Raw genomic sequence first — 16275 nt, forward strand, 5'->3', positions numbered from 1 at the left:
CGCTCACGCGGCGCAGGCCGCGCACAGACCCACCAGCACCGACTGCGACGGCTCCAGGCGGAATCCGGTCTCGTCGGCCGACCTCGAAGCGGCCTCGGCCAGCACGTCCGCCTCGAGCACGACCACCCGGCCGCAGATGCGGCAGTGCGCGTGCAGATGACCGTGGCCCTCCGCGGCGGAGGCGAAGTGGTACAGCGTCGCGCCGGCCGAGCCGTGCATATGCGAGACCAGGCCGAACTCGACGAGGGTCTCCAGCGTGCGGTAGACCGTCGCCCGGTGCACCTGCGGGTGCGACGAGGACAGCAGCGCGACCACCTGATCCGCGGTGACGTGATCCGGGGTTCCTGCGAGGACCTCGAGCACAGCGCGGCGGGCCTGCGTGACCCGCTGACCGTGGGCCCGCAGGTCGTCCAGCGCGGCCTCGACGGCGGCATCCGGCGCCGTCCGATGCAGCAGTTCGTGCGCATCGTGCGGGGATGGCGGCGACGTCGTGTCTGCGGACATGGCCCCATCGTGGCACGTGCGCCTCTCCGGATCTCGGTCGTCTGGCGTCCTGCGACTGCGTCGCACTAGAGTGTGCCGCAGGAGTCCCTCCCGAGCGGAGCGGACTGTCCGCACGATCGCTCCGAGAGGTCGCATGCACGTTCCCGACGGATTCCTGAATCTGCCCACATCGATCGCCACCGGCGTGGTGGCAGCAGGCGCCATCGCGGTGGCCCTGCGCCGCTCCCGATCGGAGTTCGTCGACGACCGCAAGGCCCCGATGGTCGGGATCGTCGCGACGCTGATCTTCGCAGCCCAGATGATCAACTTCCCGGTCGGCGCGGGCACGAGCGGACACCTGATGGGCGGCGCCCTCGCGGCGGTCCTGGTCGGTCCCGCGACCGGCCTCTTATGCATCAGCGTGGTGCTCATCGTGCAGGCGTTCCTCTTCGCCGACGGGGGGATCACCGCCCTCGGCACGAACATCACCCTCATCGGCGTCGTGACCGTGCTCGTCGGCTGGGGGGTCTTCCGCGCCCTGATGCTCCTGCTCCCCGGTCGACGCTGGTCGGTGGCCGTCGCATCCGCCGTCGGCGCGTTCGTCTCGGTGCCCGCCGCCGCCGCCGTCTTCGTCCTCCTGTTCGCGATCGGCGGCGCCGTGCCGGTGCCGTTGGATGCGGTGATGGCCGCCATGGTCGGCTGGCACGCCGTCATCGGCCTCGGGGAGGCGGTCATCACCGGCCTCATCGTCTCGGCGGTCCTGGCCACCCGACCCGACCTCGTCTACGGTGCGAGGTTCGAGCGCCCCGCACGGGTGCGCAGCGCGGCAGAGGTGAGGGCATGAGCGCCTCGGAGTCGCCCCCGCCATCCGCCGCACAGCGCGGGCGCATCTCCACCCGAGCCTTCACGATCGCCGCTCTGGGGATCGCCCTGGTCATCGCGTGCGTCGTCAGCCTGTGGGCATCGGCGAACCCCGACGGCCTCGAGTTCGTCGCCGGCTCGACCGGCTTCCTCGACGCCGCACAGGACAGCGCGACGGCGGGCAGCCCGCTCGCCGACTACGGCGTCGTGTTCGTCGACAACCCATGGCTCTCGGTGGCCCTCGCCGGCGCGATCGGCTGCGCCGTCACCTTCGGGCTCGCCTGGCTGGTCGGCCGCGCCGCCAAGCGACGCTCGACCGACGGCTGAGATGACCCGATCGGTGTGGGGGCATTCGCCCGGCGACTCCGCACTGCACCGCGCGTCGCCTCGGCTCAAGCTGATCTGCCTCGTCGTCTTCGCGGTGATCGTCGTCGCCACTCCGCGGGAGTGGTTCGTCGCGTTCGCCTGCTACGCGGCGTTCGTCATCGGGATGCTGGTGCTCGCCCGAGTCTCGCTCCGCACCGTGCTGCGACGAATGGTGATCGAGGTGCCGTTCCTCGTGTTCGCTGCGCTCATGCCGTTCATCGCCACCGGCCCACGCGTCGAGGTGGGCCCGTTCACGCTTTCCGTCGAGGGACTCTGGGGCGCGTGGGGTCTGCTCATCAAAGCGACCCTCGCGCTGCTGGCCTCCGTGGTGCTCGTGAGCACGACCGAGCCGCGCCGCATCGTGCTGGCGCTGGAGTCGCTCAGGCTGCCGCGCCAGCTGACCTCGATCATGGCGTTCATGCTGCGCTACCTCGATGTGATCGTCGGAGAGTCGGGGCGCATGCGCACCGCGCGCGCGTCCCGCGGTTTCGAGCCGCGCGGGCCGCGGTCGTGGGGCGTGCTGGCCACCGGTGTCGGAGCGCTCTTCGCGAGATCCCACGCCCGCGGCGAGCGCGTGCACCTGGCGATGCTCGCCCGCGGATACGCCGAAGGCGGAGCCCCGTGACCTCGACGGGCGCATCGGTGTCGGTCCGCGACCTGCGCTTCGCGTACCCGGGCGGTCGCGACTGCGCGCCGGCCGTACTCGACGGTGTGAGCTTCGAGATCACGGCTGGCGAGCGTGTGGCGGTTCTGGGACCGAACGGGGCCGGCAAGACGACGCTGATGCTGCAGCTCAACGGCATCCTCTCCCCATCCTCGGGCGAGGTCGCTATCGGCGGCACCACGCTCGCGCGCGACACGCTGCGCGAGATCCGCCGGCGCGTCGGGCTCGTCTTCCAGGATCCGGACGACCAGCTGTTCATGCCCACCGTCGGGGAGGACGTCGCATTCGGGCCGTCCAACTTCGGCGTCCGCGGCGCAGAGCTCCAGGCCCGCGTCACGAGCGCGCTGGTTCGGGTCGGACTGGCGGATGCGGCATCCCGCCCTCCGCAGCATCTGTCGCTCGGTCAGCGCCGCCGTGCTGCGATCGCGACCATCCTCTCGATGGATGTGGATGTCGTCGTGCTGGACGAGCCGACCTCGAACCTCGACCCGTCCGCGCGCCGCGAGCTCTCCGCGACGCTGGATGCACTGCCGGCGACCGTGATCGTCGTGACCCACGACCTGCCCTACGCGCTTGAGCTGTGTCCGCGCGCGCTGGTGCTGGATGGGGGCCGCATCGTCGCGGACGGACCGACGCGCGAACTCCTGGCAGACGCCGCGTTCATGGCCGCGCACGGGCTCGAGCTGCCGTGGGGCTTCGATCCCCTGCGCACGCCCGATCCGCGCTGAGCTCAGGTCCGCTTCAGCGCACCGACGTGATGCGCGACGATCAGCGCGGCCCACGTCGTGAGGATGTAGGGCCAGGTGTAGGTCTCCAGGCCCAGCCGGTGCATCACCAGGGTCACCACGGCGGTGACGACGATCCACGGCAGCGCGTACAGCCACGACCAGGTGCTGCTGCGCAGGAACGTGACGGCGAGCGCGATGGCCGTCAGGACCCCGGAGTAGTTCGCGAGGCCGTTGGCGATCTCGCTCTGCGGCTCGCCCATGACCACCGCGGTGACCGACCCGACGACACTGCCCAGGAGCGCGGCGATGCCGACCCTCCAGTTCGCCACGAACAATCCGATGAGGATCAGCGCGCCCGAGAGGAGGCTGTCGACGAGCACGACCTGCGAGACGTTCGTGAGCAGGGAGGCCAGGAACGCGGGCACCGGATCGGTGGTCAGGATCGTCGGCGGCGAGTCCACCGCCAGCTGCAGCGTCGAGAGGGCGATGACGGCGGCGACGATCACGAAGGGGGCCGTGGTGTACGGCAGATCGTAGGAGCGCAGCGGCGTCTGTGCGAACAGCTGCGTGACGAGCCAGGTCACCAGCCCGGTCGCGATGCCGCCGACGAAGGCCAGCACGTAGCTCCACCACGCATCGCCGCCGAGCGCGGCGAAGACTGCGGCGCCGACGAGGGTGCCGCAGAAGGACTGCATGCCGGCCGCGACCGATGCGAGGTCGAACCCGATGAGACGCCCGCCGAGGATCCCGCCGGTCGCCCCGATCACCGCGAGGATCCCCATCCGCCAGTCTGCGACGACGAACGCGACCAGGATCAGCAGGCCGGTGACGACGTTCTGCTGGAAGTAGATCTGCGACGGCCCGTGCAGCATGCCCAGCCCGTACTGCACCCAGGTGTTCGGTCCGGTCTTCGCGGTCGCAGTGCTCATGTCGAGGTCGCCACCGTCACGATTTGCGGATGCGCGGCGCCGCGCGGCCGGTCAGCAGCTCGTGCGCAGCCGCCGCGGCGGCGGTCTGGGATGCGAGCGCCGTGATGGTGTCATCGGCGATCAGGCGCAGCCAGGCTCCGGTGTCGCCGGGCAGGACGCTCACGCCGAAGCGGGCGGATGGATCATCGGATGCCGCGACCACGGCGCCCACCGCCGCGTACAGCGCGTCGGCGATGCGTGCGGCGGGAACGAGTCCGGACAGGACGTACAGGCTGGCGAAGATGTCGCGTCCGTCCAGGACGGCGAGTCCACCGACGTGTCCGCGCTCGGGAACGAGGCGCACCCGATCGATCGCGAGCGGGCGGCCCTCCGCGCCGCCGCCGACCCTTCGCACCTCGAAGTCGCTCGCGTAGACGTCGTACTGGTTGTGCTCGCCGCGGGTGAGGCGGCCGGCGTAGATCGTCTCGCCCGTCACCAGCGATGCGCCCTCCTGCATCGTGACGGCGACGCGCTGGTAGTACCGCGACCCCGCGAACGGGATCACCGGGTCCGGAAGGTACTCCGCGTAGGCGCCGGCCTCGACGTCGATGTTCACGAGCGCCGTCGCGTAGCCGGTCTCCATCCGGTACAGCTTGGTGTGCGCCTGCGTGGTCACATGCGCCGAGGTCCCCGCGCCGAAGCGCAGGTCGGTGCGCTGCCGGTCCCCGTGCAGCACGCCGCCGCCCGTGGTCAGGATGTACGTGTAGGGCATGTCGGGCCGCAGCGGGTTGTAGTACAGCGGCCGCATGATCTGCAGCGGTGTCTTCTGGTAGTGGTGGACCAGATCGGTGCGCCGCAGGCCGCTTCCGGCATCCGCGGCCCCGCGCAGCTCGAAGTCCAGCTCGAGGATGCCGACCTTGCCCGGGCTGCCGACCTGCAGGGTGTGCGGGTCGACGCCGTGCCGGGCGACCTCGACCGGCACGCGATCCGGTTCGAAGTGCGCGGGCTGCAGGCGGGGTCCGCCGTACAGCGGACCGTCCGCCGCCGTGGCGGTGGGGCTCACGCGACCAGCTCGGGTCTGGTGGCGTCCCAGTGCGCGAGGATCCGGTCGAAGAGCTCGTGCAGGCCCGTGCCGTCCAGGGAATTGGTCAGAACGACCGGCTTCCCGTCGCGCACTGCGTGCGCATCGCGCTCCATGATCTCCAGGTTCGTGCGCACGTACTGGGCGATGTCGATCTTGTTGATCACGAGGATGTCGCTCTCGGTGATCCCGGGGCCGCGCTTGCGCGGCATCTTCTCGCCGTTGGAGGTGTCCAGCACGAAGACGAACACGTCCGCGAGCGCAGGCGAGAAGGTGAGCGTCAGGTTGTCGCCGCCGGACTCGTAGATGAGCGTGTCGATCTCGGGGAAGCGCTCGAGCATCTCCTCGCCCGCGGCGAGGTTCATCGTCGGATCGTCGCGGACCGCGGTGTGCGGGCAGGCGCCGGTCTCGACGCCGATCACCTTCTCCGGGTCGAGGATGCCGGCGAGCTCGCGCCGCACGTGGTGCGCGTCCTCCTGGGTGTAGATGTCGTTGGTGATCACGCCCGGAGTGCGGCCGGCGGCGATGAACAGCGGCACGAGGGCCTCGGTCAGGGCCGTCTTGCCGGTTCCGACGGGACCGCCGATGCCGAGTCGCAGGACGTTGTCGCTCATGGGTGTCTCCTTGGTGGGGGTCAGCTGGTGAACAGTCGCGCGTCGGCACGCTCGTGGGCGGCGGAGGCGATGTCGGCGTTCGGGACGAAGCCGCCGATGTCGGCTGCGGGCCGGACCGCGGCATCCGCTGTCACGACCTCGATGATCGGCTGGATCTCGCGCAGCATCACCTGCGCGCCGCGATGGTCGGTCAGACGAAGACGCAGTGCGGCGCCCGCGAAGCTCACGCAGAAGGCGAACAGATCGGATGCCACGGCCTCGGCCACCGGCACTCCGGTCGCCGCGTAGCAGACCGCCGTGGCGACGGGCTGACACCCCGGCGATGCCTTGGCCTTCACGCGCCGGGCCCACTCCGCGATGTCGGCGCCGCCCTCGGCTCCGGCGAAGGTCTCGGCGGCGATGTCGATCAGCTGCCGACCGCTGCGGGTAGAGGCGACGCGCAGCTCGGCGTTCAGCTTCGACGCGAACAGCAGATGGTCGAGCTCGGTCACCGCGTCCCAGTCCCGCCGCTCCGCGGCGTTGTGGGCGCGGGCGAGCGCCGTCGCGTCCCCGGGCCCGATGGATGCCACCAGCAGGTCCTCGAGGAGCGCGCCCGCTCCACCGGCAGGAATCAGCCGTGCCTGGGCGAAGCCCTCCAGCCCGTGCGACATCGTGTAGAAGCCACTGGGGAATGCGGAGTCGGACAGCTGCAGGCTGACCAGCAGCCGTCCGATCGAGGTCGATGTCGTCATGGCCCCGCTAGACGAGGAAGAACAACTGGCTGAGCGGCAGCGACTGGGCGGGCTCGATGTGGACGCGCTCCCCGTCGACGGTGACCGTGTACGTCTCGGGGTCGACCTCGATGACCGGCGTGGCGTCGTTTCGCACCATGTCCTTCTTGCCGATCGTGCGGTTGCCGTGCACCGGGAAGATCTGGCTCTGCAGACCGAGCTGCTCCGGGACGCCCTTCGCGATCGAGGCCTTCGACATGAATGTCGCACGCGTCTTCTGCAGCGTCGTTCCGAACGCGCCGAACATCGGCCGGTAGTAGACCGGCTGCGGCGTCGGCAGCGATGCGTTCGGGTCACCCATGAGCGCCCAGTTGATCAGGCCGCCCTTGATGACCATCTTCGGCTTGGCGGCGAACGCGTCGATCGGCCACAGCACGATGTCGGCCATCTTCCCCGGCTCGAGTGATCCCACGTAGTCCGAGACGCCGTGCGCGATCGCCGGATTGATCGTGACTTTGGCGAGGTAGCGCAGCACGCGGAAGTTGTCGTTTCCGTCCGCGTCCTCGGGGAGGGGCCCGCGCTTGTCCTTGCAGTGATGCGCCGTCTGGAAGGCGCGCGTCACGGATTCACCGATGCGGCCCATTGCCTGCGAGTCCGACGAGAACATCGAGATGATGCCCATGTCGTGCAGCACGGTCTCGGCCGAGATCGTCTCGGCCCGCACGCGCGAGTCGGCGAAGGCGAGGTCTTCCGGGCTGTCGTGGGAGAGGTGATGGCACACCATCACCATGTCCAGCAGCTCGTCGACCGAGTTGACCGTGTAGGGCAGCGTCGGGTTCGTCGAGGACGGCAGGATGTTCGGGTACCCGGCCACCCGGATGATGTCCGGCGCGTGGCCGCCGCCGGCGCCCTCGGTGTGGAACGTGTGGATCGTGCGGCCGTCGATGGCCGAGATCGTGTCCTCGACGAATCCGGCCTCGTTGAGCGAGTCGGTGTGGATGGCGACCTGCACGTCGTACTCGTCGGCCACCTGCAGCGCCATGTCGATCACCGCGGGTGTGGTGCCCCAGTCCTCGTGCACCTTCAGTCCTGCGGCGCCCGCCTCGATCTGCTCGATGAGCGCCTGCGGCAGCGAGCCGTTGCCTTTGCCGTGGATGCCGATGTTCACCGGGATGCCCTCGAAGGACTGCAGGATGCGGTGGATGTTCCACGCTCCCGGCGTACAGGTGGTGCCGTTCGTGCCGTCGGTCGGTCCGGTGCCGCCGCCGAACAGGGTGGTGATCCCGTTGGAGAGCGCGGCGTACGCCTGCTGCGGCGAGACGAAGTGCACGTGCGAGTCCATCGCCCCGGCGGTGGCGATCAGATGCTCGCCGGCGATCACCTCGGTGCCCGGCCCGACCAGCAGCTTCGGGTCGACACCGGCCTGCGTCTGCGGGTTGCCGGACTTGCCGATCCCGACGATCCTCCCGTCCCTCACGCCGATATCGGCCTTGACGATGCCGATCACGGCGTCCATCACGATCGCGTTCGTGATCACGAGATCCAGCGCGCCCTGGGACTGGCTGGCCTGCGGGTCCGCGGCCATGCCGTCGCGGGCGGACTTGCCGCCCCCGTAGACGACCTCGTCGCCGTAGCTGCCGGCGGCGTAGTCCTTCTCGATCTCGATGATGAGGTTCGTGTCGGCGAGCTGCACGCGATCGCCGACGGTCGGGCCGAACAGGTCGGTGTAGGTCTGGCGAGGGATGATGGCCATGACGTCAGTTCCCCTTCTCGTTCTTCGTCGTCGACTTCGCGGCGGGCGTGCCGACCTTGGAATCGGGTGCGCCGTTCTCGAACTCCTTCTCCGCGAGACGCTTCATCGCGTCGATCCGGGTCTGCGGCGCGTCCAGACCGCCGTTGACGAGTGCGTTGAAGCCGACGACGTGGCGGCCGCCCGCGTACGCCACGAGCGTGACCTGCTTGGTCTCTCCTGGCTCGAAGCGGACGCCGGTGCCCGCCGGGATGTCCAGGTGCATGCCCCACGCTCTCTCGCGCTCGAAGCGGATGGCGCGGTTCACCTCGAAGAAGTGGAAGTGCGAGCCGATCTGCACCGGCCGATCGCCCGTGTTGGTGACCTTGATCGTCACTGACGCGCGTCCGGCGTTGATCTCGATGTCATCGCCGGTGTGCTGATACTGCGGCTTCCTGCTGACCATGTGTTCCTCCCCTATGACGCGTGGACATGGGCGTGCAGCCCGTCGTGGTCGTGATCGTGCGTGGCGCCGTCGGCATGCGTGTGCGTGGAATCGCCGCTCCCGCCGTGCGAGTGCGGGCGCGCGTGCGCGTGCGCGTACCCGCCGTGCGAGTGCGTGTGCGCGTGCCCGGACTCCTCGAAGGCGTGCGAGTGCGCGTAGCCGTGTCCGTGATCGGCGTCCAGTCCAGCGGCGATGCCGTCATGCCCGGCGGCGAGGGCGGTCAGCGCGTCTGCCACACGCGTGCGCACCGTCCTGGCGATCGCGGCATCGGACATGAGCGGGCCGGCGAACCGCGCGCCCGCGTACTCGCCCGCTCCGAACGCCTCCGTGGCTGTGGAGGCGAACCCGGCGGGCACGATCGCCGACCGGGTGATGCCGAGACGCTGCAGGCGGTCGATCACGGGCGCAAGGGCGCGGTCCGAGTCGAGGATCGCCGGGAACACCTCGTCCGCCGCGCCGTGCGTGGCGGCCAGGTAGGCGATGCGGTGCAGTTCGGCCTCGTCGAAGGGATTGGACCGTGGCGCGACGACGACCAGCGCAGCATCCGGATGCTCCGCTCGCGCGGTGTTGGCTGCCGTGCGCACCCACGCGGTGAGATGGTCGGTCGTCCCGAAGGGTGCCGCAAGGGCGAGGCGATGCGGATGCCGCGGCCCGAGCCAACGGAGCGTCTTGGCGGTGTCGGCGATCATGGTGGGGTTCCGCCCGAACGTCATCGGCACGACCACGACGGTCTCGCCCGCCGAGCGCGCCTCGCTCACCTGATTGTGGAACTGCCGCCCCGGCCGTGCGGTACGGGTGTCCTCGAGCAGTGCCTCGAGGCGCACCAGGTGTGCGCCATCGGCGCTTTCGTGCCCGCCGACGAGGATCGTCCGGACGCGAGGGGTGGGCACGCGCTCAGCCGGCGATCGGGTCGTGGCACGAGACCAGCTTCGTGCCGTCCGGGAACGTCGCCTCCACCTGCAGCAGGGTGATGCGCTCGCGCACGCCCGGCATGCACTCGTCGACCGTGACGACCTTCTTGCCCAGCTCCATGCAGTCGGCGACCGACTTGCCGTCGCGCGCGGCCTCGAGGATCGCCTCGGTGACCAGGGCCTGCGCTTCGCTGATGTTGAGCTTCGTGCCGCGATCGCGACGACGTCGGGCCAACTCCGCAACCTGGTAGACGTACAGCTTGTCGATCTCGCGCGGGGTCAGGTCCATGCAGGGCTCCAGCTTCTCGTGCTCGACGGGGACCAGCCCCCGGATGCCTGCGTTCATCCTGGCAGTCCTCGCGCCGATCTGCCTACGGCGGCACACCTGGGAGGATCGAGGCATGGATGAGCGCGCGCCCTTCGTCGTGATCGGTGGCGGTGTCATGGGTCTGTCGACGGCCTGGGCGCTGAGCCGCCGCGGCGAGCGGCCGATCGTGCTCGAGCGCTTCGCTCGGGGGCATGCGCAGGGTGCGTCGCACGGCGCGACGCGCAACTTCAACAACGCGTACGCGGACGAGCACTACCTGGATCTCCTGGCCCGCGCCCGCGAGGGCTGGGACGCGCTGGGTTCCGTCGGCGGCGAGCCGCTGCTCCGGCTGCACGGACTGGTCTCGCATGGTTCCGGCGCGGCGCTGGGCAGCGCGGCGAAGGAAGGCGCCGCTCCGGGGGTGGCGGCGATCCACGCGCAACTGCACGACCGCGGCATCCCGGCCGAACTCCTCGACGGGACCGAGGCCGCGCGCCGCTGGCCGGGGATGCGCTTCGAGGAGACCGTGCTGTACTCCCCCGACGCCGGCGTCGCCCGGGCCGCGGCCGCGCTCGGAGAACTCGAGCGCCGCATCGTCGAAGCGGGCGGGGAGGTGCGCTGGCAGAGTCCCGCGCTCTCGATCGACCAGGATGCGGACGGTGTGACGATTCGCACCGAGTCCGGCACCATCCGCGCTGGGACGGCCGTCGTCACGGTCGGGGCCTGGTCATCGTCGACGCTCGGCGGTCTCGGCATCCCCCTGCCTGCACTCACCGTCACCGAGGAGAACCCCGCGCATTTCACGCCGCGCGATCCGCGCGAGCCGTGGCCGTCGTTCAACCACTTCGTCGCTCCGGGCGCGTGGCCGGCGAACGTCTACGGCATGCCGACACCCGGCGAGGGAGTGAAGGTCGGCTTCCACGCGATCGGCGACGAGGTCGACCCGGATGCCCGGCCGTTCCGGCTCGACAAGCACGCGGGGCTGCTCGCCGAGTACGTCCGGGATTGGATGCCGGGGCTCGATCCCGCCTCAGCGGTGCACCTGAGCTGCACCTACACGTCGACCCGCGATGAGGCGTTCGTGCTCGACCGCACGGGTCGCGTGGTGTTCGGCGCGGGGTTCTCCGGTCAGGGGTTCAAGTTCGCCCCGGGCGTCGGCGCGGTGCTGGCCGATCTCGCGCTCGACCCGGCGGCGCGCGCCGCACCTGCGTTCCGCCTGCGCTGAGGTCTCCCGCACCCACGCCCCGCCGGATCAGCGCGCCCGCGCCACGCGGTTCTCGTCCCACACCGGCTGGTCCGATTCGTAGACGGTCCCGTCGGATCCGAAGACCAGGAACCGCTCGAACGATCGGGCGAACCAGCGGTCGTGCGTGACCGCGAGCACGGTGCCCTCGAACCGCGACAACGCGAGCTCGAGCGCCTCGGCGGAGGCGATGTCGAGGTTGTCGGTGGGCTCATCCAGCAGGAGCAGGGTCGTCCCGGACAGCTCGAGCCGCAGGATCTGGAACCGTGCCTGCTGGCCGCCCGACAGCGTCTCGAAGTTCTGCTGTGCCTGGGCGACGAGCCCGTAACGGTCCAGGGCCGAGCTCGCGGCATCGCGCGGCATCCCCGGCCGGTTGTCGTCTCCCTTGTGCAGCAGCTCGAGCAGCGTCCGCCCCGCGAATTCCGGATGCCGGTGCGTCTGCGCGAACCAGCCGGGAACGACGCGTGCGCCCAGGATGCCTCGACCGGCATGCGCCACCGACTCCAGGCCCGCCGCTGCCGACGTGATGTGGCCGAGTCGAGCATCCGGCTCGGTCCCGCCGCGCGCGAGCAGCCGCAGGAAGTGCGACTTCCCGGACCCGTTGGATCCGAGTACCGCGACCCGGTCGCCGAACCATACCTCCAGGTCGAAAGGCTTCATGAGGCCGGTGAGTTCCAGCCCCTCGGCCACCACGGCGCGCTTTCCGGTGCGGGCGCCGCGCAGCCGCAGCTGCAGGTCCTGTTCGGGTGGGCGCTCCTGTGGCGGCCCCGCCTCCTCGAACTTCGCGAGCCGGGTCTGGGCGGCACGGTATCGCGACGCGAACTCGTCGCTGGATGTCGCCTTGACCTTCATCGCCGCCACGAGCGCCTTGATCTTGGCGTGCTCCTCGTCCCAGCGACGTCGCTGCTCGTCGAGCCGGTCCATCCGATCGGTGCGCGCGCGGTGATACGTGGAGAAGCTCCCGCCGTGCACCCACGCCGTGCTGCCTGCGGCGCCGGTCTCGAGCGTCACGATGCGATCCGCGGCGCGCGCCAGCAGCTCGCGGTCGTGCGAGACCAGCAGCACGGTCTTCGCAGTGGCTTTCAGCTGCGCTTCGAGCCATCGCTTGCCCGGCACATCGAGATAGTTGTCCGGCTCGTCCAGCAGCAGCACGTCATCAGGGCCTCGCAGCAGCACCTCGAGCACGAGCCGCTTCTGCTCGCCACCCGAGAGCGTCGTCAGCTCGCGGAACCGCGCGCGTTCGAACGGGACCCCGAGCGCCGCGACCGTGCACTGGTCCCAGACGGTCTCGTGCTCGTACCCTCTGGCATCGGCGTAGTCGGCGAGCGCCGTCGCGTACCGCAGCTGCGCGTCGAGGTCGTCATTCTCGATGATCGCCGCCTCTGCCGCCTCGAGTTCCAGCGCGGCGGCGCGGATGCGCCGGGGCGCCACATCGATGAGCAGCTCGTGCACGGTGGCACCGGGAGCGCCGTGCCCGACGAACTGATCCATGACGCCCAGCGCACCGCCGATCGTGACAGCGCCCGCGTGCGCGGCCTCCTCGCCGCGGATGATGCGCAGCAGCGTGGTCTTGCCCGCACCGTTGGCACCGATCAGCGCCGTGGTCGATCCCTCGCCGACCCGGAACGAGACGTCATCCAGCAACGGCCTGCCGTCGGGCAGCGAGAAGCCGACGCCGTTGATGTCGATGTAGCCCATAGCCTTGGCACCCTCGTGGGGCCGCGAGTCGCGGCATCCGTCGGCGTTCCCCGCCGGCCCGCAGATGGCGAGCCGACCAGACTACCCGGTCGATGCAGCGTCAGGAACTGCGTCATGGGTGCCGGTCGCAGGACGAGGTGTGACTGAAGTCCACTCGGTACGCCCGAAACCGACTCATCGGCACTCAGCGCCCGGCGACGGCGGCGTAACCGTCGCGCCTACGCGGCCGAGTACCGCCCCGAGGCGATCGCCCGCGCGCGGGCCTTGGCCGCTTCCTCCTCGCGGTTCTTCGGCGGGGTCACAGCCACGAGATCCTGCAGCAGATGCCCGGTGATGTGGGCGATCTCATGCACGGCCCGGTCGAAGGCCTCCTGGTTCGCCTTGGACGGCTTGGTCGTCCCCGCGATCTTGCGGACGTACTGCAGCGCCGCCGCCTGGATCTCGTCGTTCGTGGCAGCGGGCTCGAAGTTGTGAAGGGTGTGGATGTTCCGGCACATGCCGACAACGGTACGCGGGCGACCCGGCCCTGTCAGCCCTGCGATCGGGCGGCGAGGCGCCTTGAGCGGCGGCGTTGGATGATCGCGGTGAGCGGACCGTTCAGGACGAAGGCCACGAAGGCCCATGAACCGAACCAGGGCGAGAAGGCGACGGTCAGAGCCCCGCAGAACACGGCGACCGTCCCGCCGATGTTCTGGTCCGCGGCATCCCCTCTGGCCTCCTCCTTCAGCAGGTGTCCGCCTTTGGCCGCGGCCCAGGTCCAGGTGGCAGCCCCCAGCAGGACGGCGAAGAAGAAGTTGATGGGCAGGAGCACTCGTCCGGCCAGGAGCCCGGAGTACTCGTCCACCAGACTCGTGGTGAAGGGGATGAGCACGACGAACAGCAGGCGCGCGTTGTTCAGCCAGAGGAGCGTCGCGTCAGCGCGGCCGATGTCGCGGAATTGGCTCATGTGGATCACCCAGAGGCCGCTCAGGAGGGCGAAGCTGATGCCGAAGGACAGGAACGTCTCCCACATCCCGCCCAGCGCCGCCCACAGCTCGGCGTCGGTCTGGACGGCACCGATGGCCGTCGTGGTTAGATCCAGGACGAGCAGCGTCGCGGCGATCGCGAACACCGCGTCGGTATAGGCCTCGACCCGCGCCGCCGCGTAATACCTGTGCTTCGCCTGCCGTGCCATATGCACAGGTTAGCGACGGGGGCCGGTTCTCGTCGGCGGGCGCCTCGCCCACGATCTGCACGTCGTGCGGTGCGACTCCGCCACGCGCGCCGCGGACCGAGGTGTCACGTTGTGCGGCTTCAGCGCGACCGAACCCGCGCGAACTGCCACCCCGCCCATGAGCAGCCCCGCCACGACCCCGCCAGCGCGAGGTGCCAGCATGTGCGGCTTCAGCGCCGCCGAGCCCGCGCGAACTGCCACCCCGCCCATGAGTAGCCCCGCCCATGAGCAGCCCCGCCCCGACCCCGCCATCGCGAGGTGGCAGCATCTGCGGGTTCAGCGCCGCCGAGCCCACGGGGACCCCCACCCCGCCACGATCTCGCCATCGCGAGGTGGCAGCATCTGCGGCTTCAGCGCCACCGAGCCCGCGCGAACTGCCACCCCGCCCATGAGCAGCCCCGCCCATGAGCAGCCCCGCCCCGACCCCGCCATCGCGAGGTGGCAGCATCTGCGGGTTCAGCGCCGCCGACCCCACGGGGACCCCCACCCCGCCACGACCCCGCCATCGCGAGGTGGCAGCATCTGCGGCTTCAGCGCCACCGAGCCCACGCGAACTGCCACCCCGCCCATGAGCAGCCCGTCCCATGAGCAGCCCCGCCACGACCCCGCCATCGCGAGGTGGCAGCATCTGCGGGTTCAGCGCCACCGAGCCCGCGCGAACTGCCACCGAAACGGCGGCGGCGACCCCGGCCGCGCGCCGGCCGCTACTTCTTGTAGTTGGGCGCCTCGACGACGATCTGCACGTCGTGCGGGTGCGACTCCTTCAGCCCCGCCGCGGTGATCCGGACGAACTTGCCCTTCGCCTTGAGCTCGTCGATCGTGCGGGCGCCGACGTAGAACATCGACTGACGCAGACCCCCGATCAGCTGGTAGGCGACGGCGGCGACCGGTCCGCGGTAGGCGACCTGGCCCTCGATTCCCTCCGGGATGAGCTTATCGTCCGAGGGCACGTCGGCCTGGAAGTAGCGGTCCTTCGAGTAGGAGGTCTTCTTCCCGCGGGTCTGCATCGCGCCGAGCGATCCCATGCCGCGGTACTGCTTGAACTGCTTGCCGCCCTGGAAGACGATCTCGCCGGGCGACTCGTCGGTGCCGGCCAGGAGCGAGCCGAGCATGACCGTGTCGGCGCCGGCCACCAGGGCCTTCGCGATGTCGCCCGAGTACTGCAGGCCTCCGTCGGCGATGACCGGGATGCCCGCTTCGCGGGCGGCGAGGGATGCCTCGTACACCGCGGTCACCTGCGGCACGCCGACTCCGGCCACGACGCGCGTGGTGCAGATCGAGCCGGGACCCACGCCGACCTTCACGGCGTCGACACCGGCGTCGATCAGCGCCTGCGCGCCCTCGCGGGTGGCGACGTTGCCGCCGATGACGTCGATGTGCGCGAACGTCGGATCGGCCTTGAGCCGCGTGACGAGATCGATGACCCCGGCGGACTGGCCGTTGGCGGTGTCGACCACGAGGACGTCGACGCCGGCATCCCGCAGCGCCTCGGCGCGTTGCCAGGCGTCGCCGAAGAAGCCGATCGCAGCGCCGACGCGCAGGCGTCCCTGCTCGTCCTTCGTGGCGAGCGGATACTTCTCGCTCTTGTCGAAGTCCTTGACGGTGATGAGACCGGCGAGCTTGCCCTCGTCGTCGATGAGCGGCAGCTTCTCGACGCGGTGCTTGGCGAACAGCGCGATCACGTCGTTGGCGCCGATGCCCACCGGCGCGGTGACCAGGCCGTCGCTGGTCATGACGTCCTTGACGAGCGTCGTGGAGCGCTCGAAGCCCGAGACGAACCGCATGTCGCGGTTGGTGACGATGCCGACCAGGCGGCCGTCGGGGTCGACCACCGGCAGTCCCGAGATGCGGAACTGCGCGCACAGCGACTCGACCTCGTCGATGGTCGCGTCGGGCGTCGTCGTGATCGGGTTCGAGATCATGCCCGACTCGCTGCGCTTCACGCGGTCGACCTGCGCGGCCTGCTCCTCGATGGAGAGGTTGCGATGCAGGATGCCGATGCCGCCCTCACGCGCGATCGCGATCGCCATCCGGGATTCGGTGACGGTGTCCATCGCGCTGGAGAGCAGCGGGGTCGCGACCGTGATGCGCCGGGTCACGCGGGACGAGGTGTCGGCCTCGCTCGGGATCACGTCGGTGTGACCGGGCAGCAGGAGGACGTCGTCGTACGTGAGTCCGACGAAACCGAACGGGTCGTTGTGCTCCATGAGTTCTCCTGCGCGCGCGGCGCCTTGATCGAGGTGGACGTCGACGG

The 16275-nt window shown here is 70.3% G+C and carries 18 protein-coding genes; 5 read left to right on the top strand and 13 right to left on the bottom strand.

Annotated features, from left to right (window positions below; translation table 11 throughout):
• Window positions 1–3 precede the first annotated feature (3 nt).
• Window positions 4–504, bottom strand: coding sequence for a Fur family transcriptional regulator (locus BLT19_RS16775; RefSeq protein WP_091492689.1), 501 nt, complete (start codon window positions 502–504; stop codon window positions 4–6).
• Between the two features lie 133 nt (window positions 505–637).
• On the opposite strand from BLT19_RS16775, the gene BLT19_RS16780 reads away from it, so the two are divergent.
• The 4 genes from BLT19_RS16780 to BLT19_RS16795 are packed head-to-tail and all read left to right on the top strand — an operon-like array spanning window position 638 to window position 3102.
• Window positions 638–1327 carry an energy-coupling factor ABC transporter permease gene (locus BLT19_RS16780; RefSeq protein ID WP_091492692.1) on the top strand — a complete coding sequence of 230 codons (690 nt, stop codon included), beginning with the start codon at window positions 638–640 and terminating at the stop codon, window positions 1325–1327.
• On the top strand, window positions 1324–1671 hold the full coding sequence (locus BLT19_RS16785) for a PDGLE domain-containing protein (RefSeq protein ID WP_091492695.1): 348 nt from the start codon (window positions 1324–1326) through the stop codon (window positions 1669–1671). Before BLT19_RS16780 ends, BLT19_RS16785 begins: the two co-directional genes overlap by 4 nt.
• 1 nt (window position 1672) lies before the next feature.
• Window positions 1673–2335, top strand: a complete 663-nt coding sequence (gene cbiQ / locus BLT19_RS16790; protein WP_091492698.1) for a cobalt ECF transporter T component CbiQ — start codon at window positions 1673–1675, stop codon at window positions 2333–2335.
• Complete coding sequence (locus BLT19_RS16795; RefSeq protein ID WP_091492701.1) at window positions 2332–3102, top strand: energy-coupling factor ABC transporter ATP-binding protein; 771 nt, start codon at window positions 2332–2334, stop codon at window positions 3100–3102. The genes cbiQ and BLT19_RS16795 overlap by 4 nt, the downstream gene beginning before the upstream one ends.
• Before the next feature lie 2 nt (window positions 3103–3104).
• Here the strand turns inward: BLT19_RS16795 and BLT19_RS16800 are convergent, their stop codons facing one another.
• Genes BLT19_RS16800 through BLT19_RS16835 form a run of 8 tightly spaced genes read right to left on the bottom strand, consistent with a single transcriptional unit; the run spans window position 3105 to window position 9849 of the window.
• On the bottom strand, window positions 3105–4031 hold the full coding sequence (locus BLT19_RS16800) for an urea transporter (protein ID WP_091492705.1): 927 nt from the start codon (window positions 4029–4031) through the stop codon (window positions 3105–3107).
• Window positions 4032–4047: 16 nt separating this feature from the next.
• Complete coding sequence (locus BLT19_RS16805; RefSeq protein WP_197672985.1) at window positions 4048–5073, bottom strand: urease accessory protein UreD; 1026 nt, start codon at window positions 5071–5073, stop codon at window positions 4048–4050.
• Window positions 5070–5705 (bottom strand): urease accessory protein UreG, encoded by a 636-nt coding sequence (gene ureG, locus BLT19_RS16810; RefSeq protein WP_091492708.1) that lies wholly within the window; start codon window positions 5703–5705, stop codon window positions 5070–5072. The genes BLT19_RS16805 and ureG overlap by 4 nt, the downstream gene beginning before the upstream one ends.
• A 20-nt stretch (window positions 5706–5725) precedes the next feature.
• On the bottom strand, window positions 5726–6436 hold the full coding sequence (locus BLT19_RS16815) for an urease accessory protein UreF (protein ID WP_091492711.1): 711 nt from the start codon (window positions 6434–6436) through the stop codon (window positions 5726–5728).
• A 7-nt stretch (window positions 6437–6443) separates the two neighbouring features.
• Window positions 6444–8168: an urease subunit alpha gene (gene ureC, locus BLT19_RS16820; protein WP_091492713.1), complete on the bottom strand. Its 1725-nt coding sequence runs from the start codon at window positions 8166–8168 to the stop codon at window positions 6444–6446.
• Between the two features lie 4 nt (window positions 8169–8172).
• Window positions 8173–8610, bottom strand: a complete 438-nt coding sequence (locus BLT19_RS18165; RefSeq protein WP_091492716.1) for an urease subunit beta — start codon at window positions 8608–8610, stop codon at window positions 8173–8175.
• An 11-nt stretch (window positions 8611–8621) separates the two neighbouring features.
• Window positions 8622–9539, bottom strand: a complete 918-nt coding sequence (locus BLT19_RS16830) for a sirohydrochlorin chelatase (protein WP_091492719.1) — start codon at window positions 9537–9539, stop codon at window positions 8622–8624.
• A gap of 4 nt (window positions 9540–9543) precedes the next feature.
• Window positions 9544–9849, bottom strand: coding sequence for an urease subunit gamma (locus BLT19_RS16835; protein ID WP_091494329.1), 306 nt, complete (start codon window positions 9847–9849; stop codon window positions 9544–9546).
• 112 nt (window positions 9850–9961) lie between these two features.
• On the opposite strand from BLT19_RS16835, the gene BLT19_RS16840 reads away from it, so the two are divergent.
• On the top strand, window positions 9962–11092 hold the full coding sequence (locus tag BLT19_RS16840; RefSeq protein ID WP_091492721.1) for an FAD-dependent oxidoreductase: 1131 nt from the start codon (window positions 9962–9964) through the stop codon (window positions 11090–11092).
• A gap of 27 nt (window positions 11093–11119) precedes the next feature.
• Here the strand turns inward: BLT19_RS16840 and BLT19_RS16845 are convergent, their stop codons facing one another.
• The 4 genes from BLT19_RS16845 to guaB all read right to left on the bottom strand — a co-directional run bounded on the left by BLT19_RS16845 (window position 11120) and on the right by guaB (window position 16228).
• Window positions 11120–12808, bottom strand: coding sequence for an ABC-F family ATP-binding cassette domain-containing protein (locus BLT19_RS16845; RefSeq protein ID WP_091492724.1), 1689 nt, complete (start codon window positions 12806–12808; stop codon window positions 11120–11122).
• A gap of 218 nt (window positions 12809–13026) precedes the next feature.
• Window positions 13027–13305, bottom strand: coding sequence for a DUF2277 domain-containing protein (locus BLT19_RS16850; protein ID WP_091492727.1), 279 nt, complete (start codon window positions 13303–13305; stop codon window positions 13027–13029).
• Between the two features lie 32 nt (window positions 13306–13337).
• On the bottom strand, window positions 13338–13982 hold the full coding sequence (locus BLT19_RS16855) for a TMEM175 family protein (RefSeq protein ID WP_091492731.1): 645 nt from the start codon (window positions 13980–13982) through the stop codon (window positions 13338–13340).
• Window positions 13983–14725: 743 nt separating this feature from the next.
• Complete coding sequence (gene guaB / locus BLT19_RS16860; protein WP_091492734.1) at window positions 14726–16228, bottom strand: IMP dehydrogenase; 1503 nt, start codon at window positions 16226–16228, stop codon at window positions 14726–14728.
• Window positions 16229–16275 lie beyond the last annotated feature (47 nt).

Source organism: Microbacterium pygmaeum, from assembly GCF_900100885.1.
Lineage (GTDB): Bacteria > Actinomycetota > Actinomycetes > Actinomycetales > Microbacteriaceae > Microbacterium > Microbacterium pygmaeum.